Source organism: Pseudofulvibacter geojedonensis, assembly GCF_042675745.1.
GTDB classification, from domain to species: Bacteria; Bacteroidota; Bacteroidia; order Flavobacteriales; family Flavobacteriaceae; genus Pseudofulvibacter; species Pseudofulvibacter geojedonensis.
In genome coordinates this window covers 237,516-251,109 of the sequence record NZ_JBHTJM010000005.1, presented here as the reverse complement: position 1 = coordinate 251,109, position 13,594 = coordinate 237,516, and the positions used below count along the sequence as shown (strand labels likewise).

Below are 13,594 nucleotides of genomic sequence, written 5' to 3'. Positions count from 1 at the left end.
TTTAAAATAATTAGGAGAATTATACATTATGTTCCGTAATACTGATAAGAAAATACAATTGCCCCTAACAATTATATAAACGTAATTACGTTTATATCTATTATAGCACTTACATACTCTGGCTTTGCTATTCTACAACTTAGAATAAAGTTTTTTTAAATACTTCTATAAGCCGACATGTATTCTCAGCTTTTGTCGGCATATAGTAAATCAATAAGTTGTTAGTCCAAAATTCGTAGCTACTTTTATTTTGTACAGTTTTTAAATTTAAATTATCGTAATGAAATATATCTTGCTCATAAGGAAAGATATACCCAACTTTAGTCTTTCTGTACCCTATTATTTGTTTGATTGATATCGGCCATTAAACCAGCAGGGTCTATTACAATACTTTTTACAGCACTTTTAGGTTGAGATAACTCAAAAGTGTAAGTAGGGTATGCCCAAGCCCAATCTTTAACTACCGTTCTTTTTAAAGTAGGGTACGCATTTGCTTTTTCTGCACGGGCAATTTGTAAAGGTATATAGATGTATTCTTTGGTTTCGTTGGTATATTCTACCACAACATCTATAGGCATAGGCATTCTGCCAATACGTTCTAAAGTAACTTTGGTGTTGTTACCATTTTCTTCTACAGCTTTTATACCGTAATCTATGGTGTTGGTAGTACGGGTCCAATCGGTTAAATACCAATCTAATTCAAATCCAGAAACTTTTTCTGCTACTCTTATAAAGTCGTTAGGAGTAGGGTGTTTAAATTGCCATTGTTTGTAATATTCGTGTATGGTTTTATCTAACATTTCGTTGCCAATAACATAACCCAATTGTGCCATAAACACTTCTCCTTTGTTATATGCCGCAATACCGTATGGCATATTAGAATCGAACCTGTCTGCATGAGTTGCTTGTGGTTGTTCTTTGCCAGAAGTGGCTAAATAAACATAGCCTCGGTATGCTCCTTCAAAAGGGTTGGTTCTATTTAAATTCATAACCTTATTCATGGCTCTATCTGAAATATACGAAGTCATACCTTCATCCATCCATTCGTGTTTTGCTTCGTTAGTAGCAAATAAATGCTGAAACCAAGCGTGTGCCATTTCGTGAGCAGTTACTCCAACCAAACTTCCAAAAGATCTTTGCCCAGTAATTAGTGTACACATTGCGTATTCCATACCACCATCTCCTCCTTGAATAACAGAGTATTGTTTCCATGGGTACGGACCAATGTTTTTGTTAAAGAAAGCTAATAACTCAGCTGTTTTTGGTTGTAAGTTTTTCCAGTTTTCTTTAATACTTGCATCGTTTTTATATAAGAAATGCAGTGTAGTATTGTTTTCTCCTTTTATTTTATCATGAATATATTCGGGGTCTGCAGCCCATGTAAAATCGTGCACCATTGGTGCTACAAAATGCCAAGTTAATTTCTTTCCTTTGGTTTTTACTTTTACTCCTTCGTCTTCATAACCATGACCTACTTCATTAGGATTTTGAATATAACCAGAGCCACCAACCGTATAGTTTTTATCGATGTGTAGTTTTACATCAAAATCTCCCCAAACTCCATGAAACTCTCTTCCTATGTATGGATCTGCGTGCCAGCCTTCAAAGTCGTATTCTGCCATTTTTGGATACCACTGTGTCATAGACAAAGCAACACCCTCTTTATTGTTTCTACCAGAACGACGGATTTGTACTGGTACCTGACCTAAGAAATCCATTTTAAAAGTAGCTTTATCACCTGGTTGTAAAGGTGTGTTTAAGTTTACCTCTAAAACAGTACCTACAACTTCATACGGAACATTTTTACCATTTTGGGTAAGACTATTTACCTTTATAAAACCAATTTCGTTAGGCTTAAGTTTAGCAATTCTACTTTCGTAAACAGGGGCTTCTGCCGTACCAATATTGTTAACCATTCTTTTATCTGGATCTGGAATGTTTTGCAAACGAATATCCATTTCACTTCCTGGTTGGAAAGCATTAAAATATAGGTGGTAAAATACCTTATTTAATACATCTGGAGAGTTGTTAGTGTAAACTAACTCTTGCTTTCCTTGGTATTGGTAATTGTTTACATCCATGTCGATATCCATTTTATAAGATACATGCTGCTGCCAATAGTTAGATTTGGTATTGGTAGTAGTTTTATCGTTAGATGTATTATTGGTTATTTTTTCGGTAGCATTACAAGAAAATAGCGTTGTAATTGCTAATACTGAAAGTAAAATTTTTTTCATGATGATTAAAATTAAATCACTAAAATAAAAAAAACCTCGGCAGAAACTGCCGAGGTTTAGAAAATATTAACTCACTAAGGAGGTTTTACTATTTTTTAGACATTTGTTCTGCCATAATTAATGCATTGTATGCATTTACAATTTTACCTGAAGTAGAAATGTCTTTAAAAGCTTTTTTATTATTGGTGTCTCCACCTAAGATAACATTAGAAGGAATTGGTAAACCAGAATCCATTAAAATTTGTTTTACCTGACCTGCTTTTAATTTAGGATAGTACGATCTAATTAATGCTGCTACTCCAGCAACGTTTGGAGAAGCCATAGAAGTACCTTGTAAATGCTTGTACTTGTTGTTTGGCACTGTAGCATAGATTTTTACTCCAGGAGCAAAAACATCTACATTAATTTTTCCGTAGTTAGAGAAGTTAGCTACTAACTCAGATCCATACTTATAATTTAAAGCTCCAACAGTTAAAAAGTTATCTGAAATTTCTGGTCCGTTACTTACCTGATCGTTAGGATAAATTTCTGTTGTATCTAAATCTTTAGCGTCGTTACCAGCAGCGTTTACAATTAATACATCGTTATCTGCAGCGTATTTAATAGCATCTCTTACCCATTGAGAGTGAGGAGAGTAGTATTTACCAAAACTAGTATTGATTACTTTAGCTCCGTTGTCTACAGCATATCTAAATGCTAAAGCGATATCTTTATCGTACTCATCTCCATCTGGAACAGCTCTTACTGCCATTAACTCAACGTTATGAGCAACACCATTCATTCCTTTACCATTGTTGCGTTCTGCACCAATAATACCAGCTACGTGAGTACCGTGTAATGCTCCGTCTTTTTCCGGTCCAATTACATTTCCGTTTCCGTAAACTTTATCGTTGATATCATTTGGGTTATCTCCAACTACTTTTCTAAAATCTGAGTTTAAGTTTAAGTAATTATTTACCATTGAATCAAAATGATCTACTCCGCCTTTTACTTGCTCGTTAAAATCGGCTAATGAATCTACACCATTAGAAAAGATTAATTTAGCAAAATCTACATTTGTTTTTAAAGCTTCATCTGTAGTTTCTAATTTAGCTACTTGCTCTTTAGTATAATCTGCAGATCCAAAATGTTTAGTTAATGCTTCATGCGCACTTGTTCCTTTTTGTAACAATCCTTCATAATAAGCTTTTTTACCTGTAGCATCTTGGTATTCAGCGTCGTATTCTGCTTGAGCCTTAGCAATTATTTCTGCACTAGCTAAAGACTTGTTTTTTAAAATACGTACGTATTCTAAATTTTCTGCATTAGAATCTCCTAAGAAATTCCATCCATGAATATCATCAACATAACCGTTGTTATCGTCGTCTTTATTGTTTCCTTTAATTTCTTTTTTGTTGGTCCATAATACATTCTTCAAATCTTCGTGTTCAATATCAACACCAGAATCTACAACGGCAACTACAACAGTTTTTCCTTTTTTTCCTTTTAAGAATTCGTAAGCTTTATCTACACTCATTCCAGGAATAGTGTCTTTTACTAAATCTTTATGTCCCCAATCTTCTAATTCTTTTTCAGATAAACTAGTTACCTTTAAAGGAGTATTGTCAATATTACTAATAGGAGTAGACACAATGTTAGAAGATCCACAGCTAGCTAAAATTAAGGCTGTTGTTGCTGAAAGAAACAGCGGTTTCATCATTTTCATAATCAATTTTTTTGTTTGTTGTATATGTAGTTTAATTAAGGTCTAATTATTTTACAATGAAAACAGTTCATTGCAAGTAAACCGTTCTTTTAATACAATGCCTTTTTCAGAATGTTGAACAGTTACAATCTCGTTATGAGCATCGTGCTCCAAAAATAAGTAAAAATTATTTGTTGCAGCTATATCTAAGAATTTTGCTTTTTCATCTAGACTTAAAAGAGGTCTGGTATCGTATCCTGTAACATACGGAACCTTTAAATGACCTAGTGTAGGCATCAAATCTGCCATAAAACAAATGGTTTTTCCTTTGTAGTTAACATGCGGAATCATTTGTTTTTCGGTATGTCCGTCTATAAACAATACGCCAAAATCTAATTCAGACTGCTCTACAAAGTCACCGTTTATAGGTTCTTTCATAAAGTGTAAATGACCCGATTCTTGCATAGGCAGTAAGTTTTCTTTTAAGAAAGATGCTTTTTCTCTGCTGTTAGGGTTAACAGCCCATTCCCAATGATTTTTATTGGTCCAGAATTTTGCATTTTTAAAAGCGGGTTGATATCCTGTTCTATCTTTGTTCCATTCTATGCTCCCTCCACAATGATCAAAATGAAGGTGTGTCATAAAAACATCAGTAATATCGTTTCTAGAGAACCCGTACTTAGCTAAAGATTTATCTATAGAATGATCTCCCCATAAGTGATAATATCCATAAAACTTATCAGATTGTTTGTTACCCATTCCAGTATCGATTAAAGTTAATCGGTTACCGTTTTCAACCAGTAAACATCGAGCAGCAATGTCAATTAAATTATTGTTGTCTGCTGGATTGGTTTTTTGCCAAATAGTTTTAGGAACTACACCAAACATGGCTCCACCGTCTAATTTAAAATTACCTGCTTCTATAGGATATAAATTCATTGAAAAGTATTTGAAAGGACTTTAAAAGCTTCAGTCTAATTTAATGAGCGTAAAAATACGTATTAAAGAATCTAATTGTACAAAAATTATATTAATATTTACTATTTGAACCCGCAGTATGTTATTTTTATTGAGTAAGTAATCAACATCTGAGAATTTATAAAAATAAGGTTTTTATAAAAAATTTGTTATTTAGGTAAGAAATTGTAGTTTGCAAACCCCTAAAAAAATAAATTAATAATTATGAAAAAAATAATAGTGTTACTAGCTATTGTTTTTACTGCATTTTCATGCAGTGGAGATGATGATAGCACTTGTACAGGAGCTATATCGGCTGCAGCAAGTGCATTAACCGATTTTAATGCCAATCAAACTAATGATAATTGTTTGGCGCTAAAATCTGCTTTAGAAAACCAACGTGATGTTTGCGGAAGTCTTTCAGAGTCTTTAACAAATACGTTAGCTGGATTAGAATGCCAGAACTAAAGAAATTATGATTAATAAAAAATCCCGAAGCTATTAAGTTTCGGGATTTTTTTATGTTATTAATCGTTTAATTTTAATACAGCCATAAACGCTTGCTGTGGAATTTCTACATTACCAACTTGGCGCATACGTTTTTTACCTTTCTTTTGTTTTTCTAGTAATTTACGCTTACGAGAAATATCTCCACCATAACACTTAGCAGTTACATCTTTACGCAATGCCTTAATGGTTTCTCGAGAAATAATTTTAGCTCCAATTGCAGCTTGAATTGGTATGTCGAATTGCTGACGAGGAATTAGTTCTTTTAATTTCTCACACATTTTTTTACCAATTGTATAAGCATTGTCAAAATGGATTAAAGCAGAAAGTGCATCTACTTGTTGTGCATTTAAAAGAATATCTACACGTACTAACTTAGATTCTCTCATTCCTATAGGTGAGTAATCAAAAGAAGCATATCCTTTAGAAACCGTTTTTAATCTATCGTAAAAATCAAAAACAATCTCAGCAAGAGGCATATCAAACATTAACTCAACTCTATCTGTAGTTAGATATGTTTGATTCGTTATTTGACCTCTCTTTTCAATACACAAGCTCATTACATTACCTACAAAATCTGCTTTGGTAATAATAGTAGCTTTTATATATGGTTCTTCAACACGATCTAAACCAGAAGGATCTGGTAAATCTGTTGGGTTGTTAACAATAATAATTTCGTTAGGATTCTTTTTGGTAAAAGCATGGTACGAAACGTTAGGAACGGTTGTGATGACGGTCATGTTAAACTCACGCTCTAAACGTTCTTGTATAATTTCCATGTGTAGCATTCCTAAGAAACCACAACGGAAACCAAAACCTAAAGCGGCAGAACTTTCTGGAGTAAACACTAAAGAAGCATCATTTAGTTGTAGTTTTTCCATAGAGTTACGCAGTTCTTCGTAATCTTCTGTGTCTACCGGATAAATACCAGCGAAAACCATTGGTTTTACATCCTCAAAACCATCAATGGCGTTTTGAGTAGGTGTTTTAGCATCAGTAATAGTATCACCAACTTTTACTTCACGAGCATCTTTAATACCTGTAATTAAATAACCTACGTCTCCAGTTTTTATTTCTTGCTTAGGAACTTGATTTAATTTTAAAGTCCCAACTTCATCAGCTCCATAGCTTTTATTAGTAGCTAAGAATTTTATTTCTTGATTCTTTTTTATAGAACCATTTATTACTCTAAAATAAGTTTCTACACCTCTAAACGGATTGTAAACAGAATCGAAAATTAAGGCTTGTAAAGGTTCGTCGGGGTTTCCTTCTGGAGCAGGGATACGGTCTATAACGGCAGCTAAAATGTTGTCTACACCAAAACCTGTTTTTCCACTTGCATGAATTACTTCTTCTGGATCACATCCTAGTAAATCAACAATATCATCGGTAACTTCTTCTGGGTTAGCACTTGGTAAATCTACTTTGTTTAAAACAGGAATGATTTCTAAATCGTTTTCTAATGCTAAGTATAAGTTAGAAATAGTTTGTGCCTGAATACTTTGTGCAGCATCTACAATAAGTAATGCCCCTTCGCAAGCAGCAATAGAACGAGAAACTTCATATGAAAAATCTACGTGACCAGGAGTGTCAATAAGGTTCAATACATATTGTTCTCCTTTGTAAACGTAATCCATTTGTATAGCGTGACTTTTTATGGTAATACCACGTTCACGCTCTAAATCCATACTATCTAGTAGCTGGTTTTGTTTTTCTCTTTCGGTTACAGATCCAGTATAATCAAGTAATCTATCTGCTAAAGTACTTTTACCGTGATCAATATGTGCAATAATGCAAAAATTTCTAATGTGCTTCATAATCTCTCTTATGGTGCATAATATATATGCATCTAGTTTGCAAATATAGTGTAATTCCTTTGCAATAAATACCTTATTTTTGAGTTTCCAAATATCTTTAAAAATGAGTTTTCAAATTAACGATACTGTTTCTGTTATAGATGATGCGTTAGATGGGGTGGTAATTGCTATTAACGGAAAAGAAATTACTATTGAAACATCCGATGGTTTTCCTATGAAATTTCAAGCCAATGAATTGGTAAGAACTAGAGTTGGTGAATATCATTTTAAAGGTATTCAACAGGCTAAAGCTAATAAAGAAGTTGCAAAAAGGAAACAAAATAAAAAAGTGCCTGCAAAGCAAAGAGATGCAGCTCAGATGGTAGTTGATTTGCATATTGAAAAGCTGGTGAAAACTAAAAAAGGAATGAGTAATTACGATATTCTTTCTTTACAATTAGATACCGCTCAACATAGATTAGAACTGGCTATTCAGAAGCGTTTTCAGAAAATTGTTTTTATACACGGGGTGGGAGATGGTGTTTTAAAAGCCGATTTATATAGCTTATTTAGAAGATATGATAGAATCCAGTTTTACGAAGCTAGTTATGCAGAGTACGGGCAAGGAGCTACAGAAATTAGAATTTTACAGCAAAATACTTAGTGCTTACAACTTAGATTGAGCTATTTTGACTAAAAGTCCTATTTTTGCATCAAAATTTTTGACTTGTGGTAAAAATAGGCGACATAGAATTACCAGATTTCCCTTTGCTTTTAGCACCGATGGAAGATGTAAGTGATCCTCCTTTTAGGGCATTGTGTAAAGAAAATGGGGCTGACGTGGTGTATACAGAATTTATATCTTCAGAAGGGTTGATTCGTGATGCTGCTAAGAGTACTATGAAGTTAGATATTTACGAGAAAGAACGTCCGGTTGGAATTCAGATTTTCGGTGCGGTATTAGAATCTATGTTGCGTTCGGTAGAAATTGTAGAAGCTAGTGGTCCAGATATTATTGATATAAATTTTGGTTGCCCTGTAAAAAAAGTAGTTTCTAAAGGCGCAGGAGCAGGTATTTTAAAGAATATAGATTTAATGGTTTCTTTAACAGAAGCTATGGTTAAGCACACGAAACTACCTATAACTGTAAAAACTCGACTAGGTTGGGATCATGATTCTATAAAAATTGTAGAGGTTGCAGAACGTTTACAAGATGTTGGCATAAAAGCAATTTCTATTCATGGTAGAACTCGTTCTCAATTATACAAAGGAGATGCAGACTGGAAACCTATTGCAGAGGTTAAAAATAACCCTAGAATGCATATACCAGTATTTGGTAACGGAGATGTAACAACTCCTGAAGATGCAATGAGAATGCGAGATGAATACGGATTAGATGGCTGTATGATTGGTAGGGCAAGTATTGGAAATCCGTGGTTTTTTGATGAAGTAAAACATTTTTTTGAAACTGGAACTCACAGAAAAAAACCAAATATGGAAGAACGTGTTGAAGCTGCAAGGCGCCATTTACAAATGAGTTTAGACTGGAAGGGTGAGAAATTAGGGGTTTTTGAAACTAGAAGACACTACACTAATTATTTTAAAGGAATAAAAAACTTTAAAGAATATAGAACTCGAATGGTTACTACAGACGATTCTGCAGGAGTTTTTAAAGTGTTAGATGAGGTAGCTGATAAGTTTGCAGGCTACCAGTTTGATTAATATTACTCTGATATTAATTTTTTACTAATTCTATACGAGGCTATTTTAGAGGCTGATAATCCTAAAATAAAAACTGTTATTAAAACAATAACAATATTTTTTAGGGTTAGATCTATAGGGTAAGCAATGTTTGTTCCTGGTATTTTTATAAATTCAAAAATAACTTGACTTCCTATAAGCAAAACACCAATCAAAACACCTAATCCGCCTCCTAGAAAAGTTAATAAAGAACCTTGTAAAAAGAATATCTTTTTGATGTCTTTTAAAGATGTGCCTAAGTCATGAAGTGTTTTCATGTCTTTCTTTTTATCTATTATCATCATAATAATAGCACCAATAACATTAAATAAAGCAATAATTAAAATAAGTGTAGCTATTAAATAAGCTGCTATATTTTCTGTATTTAACATTTTATGTAAGGCATCATTTAATTCAATTCTATTTTTAATTTTAACTTGATTGTTAAAAATATGCTGAATTTTACTTTTTAAAAAGGTTTCATCTACACCTTTTTTTGTTTTAAGTTCTATATAAGATATTGTGTTATTATCATAACCTAATAGCTCTTGTCCTGCAGTTAAAGAGATATAAATAAGTTTTTGATTGAGATCTTCGTTAATATCTAAAAGGCCAACATTTTGAGTTTTTATCTTATTAAAAGTGTTTTGGTTTACTTGACCTTTGCCAGGTTTAGGAACATTTAGTTCTAAAAAATCTGTAAAGTTAAGAACGCCTAGTTGTAATTTATAGGCTATACCACCACAGGCTACTGCTTGGTTACTTTTAGGTTCTAACCATTGTCCTGAATATAAAGTAGAATCTACACTAACTGTATTGTTGTAATTTTCATCAACAGCTTTAAATATAGCTAATTCATGTTTGTCTTTAAATTGAGCAAAAACATTTTCTTCAATTACTTTGCTATAATTTATAACACCATCGAGATTGTTAAGTTCTTGTAATTGGTTATTTGTAAATTGTAATTGTTTGCCTTTTAAAGGATATACTTTGTAATCTGGATCGACAATACTTGTAAACGAAAGGGTAAAGGTTTTAAGTCCTTCAAAGCCAGAAAGAATTACCAATAGTAGTAAAGAGCCAACAATAACACCAAGAGATGCTATTTTAGAAATAATATTAATGGCATTATTTTCACTTTTAGTGAATAAATATCGTTTGGCTATGTATAAAGGAAACTTCATATCATTGCCAAATTTAAGAATATAAATTTAAGAATAGAGCTATTTAAGACATACCATGAAGGAATAAAAAAGAAACCTATTATGTTTTTTTTCTGTCGTCTAATAAACTTCTGTCTTTAATAGGGTTTTCTTCTCCTTTTAAGGATTTTTCTATATTTTCTATATAATCTAGAGAATCGTCAATAAAGAATAATAATTCTGGAGCTCTTCTTAATTGGTTTTTAGTACGCTGAGCTACCTCGTGTTTTATTAAGTTTTTATTTTCTTTAATTCCTTCTAATAGTTCAGAAGCTTTATTATTCGGAAAAATACTTAAATATACTTTTGCTATAGATAAATCGGTAGTAACCGATACTTTAGACACTGAAATAATCACTCCTTGCATTCCTCCTTTTCTGGCAGCACCTTGTAAAATATCAACTAAATCGCGTTGTATTACTCCTGCTATTTTCTTTTGTCTGTTACTTTCCATAGTGCAAAAATAAGACAATAGCATTTAATAAGCTATTTTTGTGTTTAATTACATGATTTAATTAGTATACAATGAATAAAATTGAGCATATTGGTATAGCGGTAAAGAGTCTAGAGACTTCTAATGAGCTTTTTGCAAAACTATTTGGTAAACCATATTATAAAATCGAAGAAGTGGCTAGCGAAGGAGTGAATACTTCTTTTTTTCAGGTAGGAGAAAATAAAATAGAATTATTAGAGGCAACAAAAGAAGATAGTCCTATAGCAAAATTTATAGAGAGGAAAGGTGAAGGTATACATCATATAGCTTTTGATGTGACAGATATTGAAGCAGAAATTAAGCGTTTAAAGGGTGAAGGTTTTATTGTTTTAAACGAAATTCCTAAGAAAGGAGCCGATAATAAATTGGTCGCTTTTTTGCATCCAAAGTCAACAAATGGAGTTTTAATAGAATTATGTCAAGAAATTAGGTAGATTTTTTGGTGTATATAGAAATATGTAGTAATATTGCAGCCTCAATGAAGGTCTCATAGCTCAGTTGGTTAGAGCATCTGACTCATAATCAGAGGGTCCCAGGTTCGAGCCCTGGTGAGACCACCTTTATTTGCAAAGCCTTACAGAAATGTAAGGCTTTTTTGTTTTCTTCAGGTCAAACATGGGTCAAACATTAGCTGATCTAGGTTAGATAGTAAAATACCCAATAATAGGTATTGTAAGTTTTAACCTATAACTGTATCTTTCAAAAAAACTTACAAATGAAAAAAAATCAAATTTTATTAATATTTCTATTTATCAACTTCATAGGGTTTTCTCAAACTTTAGATTCTAAAATTAGTCATTTAGGGAATACGTATTCAATTCTGTTAGAAGAAAACTCTGAGCACAAGTATGACTTGATAATTACTAATGAAACAAATGACGGACTGTCTTTAAAAAGAGTAATAGCAAATGATATTACTGAAGCTGAATTTGAAAAAACTATTACAAGTAAATTTGATGTTTTAACAGATACTTATTTGTTTAAAAGTGAAATGGTAGATTCATTGAAAATAAAATCAAGTGAATTAAAAAATTATTCTTTTGAAAATTTTGTAGAAAACCTAGTGCCTAACAAAAAATGGTTGCTTACAATGTTTAAGAAAAAAATAGAATTTGAAAACTACAAGGACTTTATAGAAAACAAACTAACCTTGGAAAAAAATAATCTATTTGATAAGCTAGATATAGTTGTTAAGCAAGTGAATGGTAAAAAAGAGTTTGCTTATGTTTTCAATAGTGGAGAACCTAAGTCATTCAACAATTTAGCTGATTTCGAAAATGTATTTTATGATTTAGCAAAAGAAAATAGAGCTTTGTTAACTAATTTTTATAGTAATGAAGAATTAAAAGAAACAATAAAAAGTGATTTAATAAAAAGCAATAGTAAAGCTTTGTCTAATATTTATAAAAGAATAATCGCTAATGATAATTATAAGCTACTAGGAAATTATACATCAGAAATAGTAAAGGGCTCACCTGAAATAATAAAGGACACATATGAAGTAAGTGTTAAGCAAGACTTATCTAGAAATTTATTTGTTTTAAATATATGTGGCTCTATATCGGAGGCTTGTAAACATACGATAAAACTAGATTTAAAAATTGAACCTTCCGTGTTTAAAAATGAAGTAAACAACACTATCAGTAAGTTAAGAACAGGAAATAAACTATCCGATAGAGATATTGACAATTTGTATATAAAATGTATTAATAGTAATGAAGGGGCTATCATAAAGGAAGCTAATAAACCTATTCAAAAAGAACTAAAGAACAAAATTAAACAAATAGAAGATGAAAAAACTTCATATTCTGGTATCTTAAAACTTAATGAAGAAATTATTATTTATAATAATAAGGTAGATTCAGGAAAAAGGTTTAAGCCAGACTATGCAACTTTTAGAGTTTTTAATAATAGAGCTAAAACTATAGTTGTCGAAGGAAGTATTGTTAATAAAGATGGTGTAGAGACATCTACTGAAAATATTTCTATAAATTTTCAATATAGCGTTCCTTTTAGGGCATTAACAGATGGTAGTCATAATGTGAGTATTTGGGAAGGTCGTGAAAAAATAGGTATAATTTATTATAGTGATATTTTTAAATATTCACCAGATGGGAAAAAGTTTAATTATGCTGCTAAAAATAAAGATTATAATGTAAAAGTTAATGATACGGTTAGAGTTGAACAACGTAAATTAGCGGACTATTTTACTCCTGTAATATTTACTGATTTCTTAGGTTTGAATAGTAATAACTCAAATAGTTTAATTGTTGCTGAAGGAAAAATGAAAGTTCCTATATGGATTCGTAACTGGAACTATTTTACTTTTATTCCAACTTTAAGGGCTAATGTTAATGTAGCTTTATATAATGGATTTGATGATGATTCTAGAGTTATTTCTGAGGAAGGAACTAATACATTTACAAATGCTAATATTAACACTTTTGATTATGTAAAATATGCTAATATTAATGCCAATATAACTTTAGATCTTTTAAGTGTTGAATTAAAAGGGTTGTCTACAGATATTAGTTTTGGAACAGGTATTAGATATTATAGAACAGGTTATAAATATACAAATACATCTTCTTTGGGAAGGGATGAAGTGTTTACAGATCAACTAAATGCATTGGCTCCTGAATTAAGTTTAAATTTTCAAATACGCCCTCAAGGAAATTTTGGAGCTGACTTAACATTAATACATAGTTGGTTAAATGCTAGAGGAACTAAAGAAAATAGTACTATAATTGTCCCTCAGACAGAGAAAGATAAAAGGTTATTACAAGTTAACTTAGATTTTTACTTTAAACTTACCCCTAAAGTATCTAATAATGGAGTATATTTTAGAATGGGGGGCTGGTATCATAATGAAACTAAAGATTTCTTTCCTCAATTTATGGTAGGATATGCTACAAATTTATCCAGTTTTGTAAATAAATTTAAAGAGAAGGACGAAATAGAATAAGTTTTTAATAAAG

General features: G+C 31.6%; 11 protein-coding genes and 1 tRNA gene. 6 read left to right on the top strand and 6 right to left on the bottom strand.

Translation table 11 applies throughout. The features are described from left to right. Window positions 1–320: 320 nt before the first annotated feature. The 3 genes from ACFQ1O_RS04925 to ACFQ1O_RS04915 form a co-directional block, all read right to left on the bottom strand. The gene (locus ACFQ1O_RS04925; RefSeq protein ID WP_377713943.1) at window positions 321–2,237 is read right to left on the bottom strand and encodes a M1 family metallopeptidase; all 1,917 of its coding nucleotides are present in this window, start codon (window positions 2,235–2,237) and stop codon (window positions 321–323) included. An 88-nt stretch (window positions 2,238–2,325) separates the two neighbouring features. Further along, entirely contained in the window at window positions 2,326–3,936 is a 1,611-nt protein-coding gene (locus tag ACFQ1O_RS04920; protein WP_377713941.1) for a S8 family peptidase, read from the bottom strand. A 57-nt stretch (window positions 3,937–3,993) separates the two neighbouring features. Beyond that, a complete protein-coding gene (locus tag ACFQ1O_RS04915) occupies window positions 3,994–4,860 on the bottom strand; it encodes an MBL fold metallo-hydrolase (RefSeq protein WP_377713939.1) in 867 nt (288 codons plus the stop codon). A gap of 243 nt (window positions 4,861–5,103) precedes the next feature. Here ACFQ1O_RS04915 and ACFQ1O_RS04910 point away from each other — a divergent pair, with 243 nt between their 5' ends. Beyond that, entirely contained in the window at window positions 5,104–5,346 is a 243-nt protein-coding gene (locus ACFQ1O_RS04910) for a hypothetical protein (RefSeq protein WP_377713937.1), read from the top strand. A 59-nt stretch (window positions 5,347–5,405) separates the two neighbouring features. Here the strand turns inward: ACFQ1O_RS04910 and lepA are convergent, their stop codons facing one another. Next, the gene (lepA, locus tag ACFQ1O_RS04905) at window positions 5,406–7,202 is read right to left on the bottom strand and encodes a translation elongation factor 4 (RefSeq protein WP_377713935.1); all 1,797 of its coding nucleotides are present in this window, start codon (window positions 7,200–7,202) and stop codon (window positions 5,406–5,408) included. Window positions 7,203–7,305: 103 nt separating this feature from the next. On the opposite strand from lepA, the gene ACFQ1O_RS04900 reads away from it, so the two are divergent. Beyond that, window positions 7,306–7,845 carry a Smr/MutS family protein gene (locus tag ACFQ1O_RS04900; RefSeq protein ID WP_377713933.1) on the top strand — a complete coding sequence of 180 codons (540 nt, stop codon included), beginning with the start codon at window positions 7,306–7,308 and terminating at the stop codon, window positions 7,843–7,845. A 65-nt stretch (window positions 7,846–7,910) separates the two neighbouring features. Further along, window positions 7,911–8,903 carry a tRNA dihydrouridine synthase DusB gene (gene dusB, locus ACFQ1O_RS04895; protein WP_377713931.1) on the top strand — a complete coding sequence of 331 codons (993 nt, stop codon included), beginning with the start codon at window positions 7,911–7,913 and terminating at the stop codon, window positions 8,901–8,903. 2 nt (window positions 8,904–8,905) lie between these two features. Here the strand turns inward: dusB and ACFQ1O_RS04890 are convergent, their stop codons facing one another. After that, window positions 8,906–10,105 carry an ABC transporter permease gene (locus tag ACFQ1O_RS04890; protein ID WP_377713929.1) on the bottom strand — a complete coding sequence of 400 codons (1,200 nt, stop codon included), beginning with the start codon at window positions 10,103–10,105 and terminating at the stop codon, window positions 8,906–8,908. 79 nt (window positions 10,106–10,184) lie between these two features. Further along, window positions 10,185–10,577: a 30S ribosome-binding factor RbfA gene (gene rbfA / locus ACFQ1O_RS04885; RefSeq protein WP_377713927.1), complete on the bottom strand. Its 393-nt coding sequence runs from the start codon at window positions 10,575–10,577 to the stop codon at window positions 10,185–10,187. A gap of 71 nt (window positions 10,578–10,648) precedes the next feature. Between rbfA and mce the strand changes: the two genes are divergently transcribed. The 3 genes from mce (at window position 10,649) to ACFQ1O_RS04870 (ending at window position 13,581) form a co-directional block, all read left to right on the top strand. Beyond that, window positions 10,649–11,050: a methylmalonyl-CoA epimerase gene (gene mce, locus ACFQ1O_RS04880; RefSeq protein ID WP_377713925.1), complete on the top strand. Its 402-nt coding sequence runs from the start codon at window positions 10,649–10,651 to the stop codon at window positions 11,048–11,050. Between the two features lie 49 nt (window positions 11,051–11,099). Then, window positions 11,100–11,173 (top strand) — tRNA-Ile (locus ACFQ1O_RS04875). A 158-nt stretch (window positions 11,174–11,331) separates the two neighbouring features. After that, window positions 11,332–13,581 carry a hypothetical protein gene (locus tag ACFQ1O_RS04870; protein WP_377713923.1) on the top strand — a complete coding sequence of 750 codons (2,250 nt, stop codon included), beginning with the start codon at window positions 11,332–11,334 and terminating at the stop codon, window positions 13,579–13,581. Window positions 13,582–13,594 lie beyond the last annotated feature (13 nt).

Excerpts from the sequence above, each read along its gene's own strand:
- ACFQ1O_RS04910 (WP_377713937.1), top strand. The coding sequence starts at position 5,104 with ATGAAAAAAATAATAGTGTTACTAGCTATTGTTTTTACTGCATTTTCA.
- ACFQ1O_RS04915 (WP_377713939.1), bottom strand. The coding sequence starts at position 4,860 with ATGAATTTATATCCTATAGAAGCAGGTAATTTTAAATTAGACGGTGGA.
- ACFQ1O_RS04920 (WP_377713941.1), bottom strand. The coding sequence starts at position 3,936 with ATGATGAAACCGCTGTTTCTTTCAGCAACAACAGCCTTAATTTTAGCT.
- ACFQ1O_RS04925 (WP_377713943.1), bottom strand. The coding sequence starts at position 2,237 with ATGAAAAAAATTTTACTTTCAGTATTAGCAATTACAACGCTATTTTCT.
- ACFQ1O_RS04870 (WP_377713923.1), top strand. The coding sequence starts at position 11,332 with ATGAAAAAAAATCAAATTTTATTAATATTTCTATTTATCAACTTCATA.
- rbfA (WP_377713927.1), bottom strand. The coding sequence starts at position 10,577 with ATGGAAAGTAACAGACAAAAGAAAATAGCAGGAGTAATACAACGCGAT.
- mce (WP_377713925.1), top strand. The coding sequence starts at position 10,649 with ATGAATAAAATTGAGCATATTGGTATAGCGGTAAAGAGTCTAGAGACT.
- lepA (WP_377713935.1), bottom strand. The coding sequence starts at position 7,202 with ATGAAGCACATTAGAAATTTTTGCATTATTGCACATATTGATCACGGT.
- ACFQ1O_RS04890 (WP_377713929.1), bottom strand. The coding sequence starts at position 10,105 with ATGAAGTTTCCTTTATACATAGCCAAACGATATTTATTCACTAAAAGT.
- ACFQ1O_RS04900 (WP_377713933.1), top strand. The coding sequence starts at position 7,306 with ATGAGTTTTCAAATTAACGATACTGTTTCTGTTATAGATGATGCGTTA.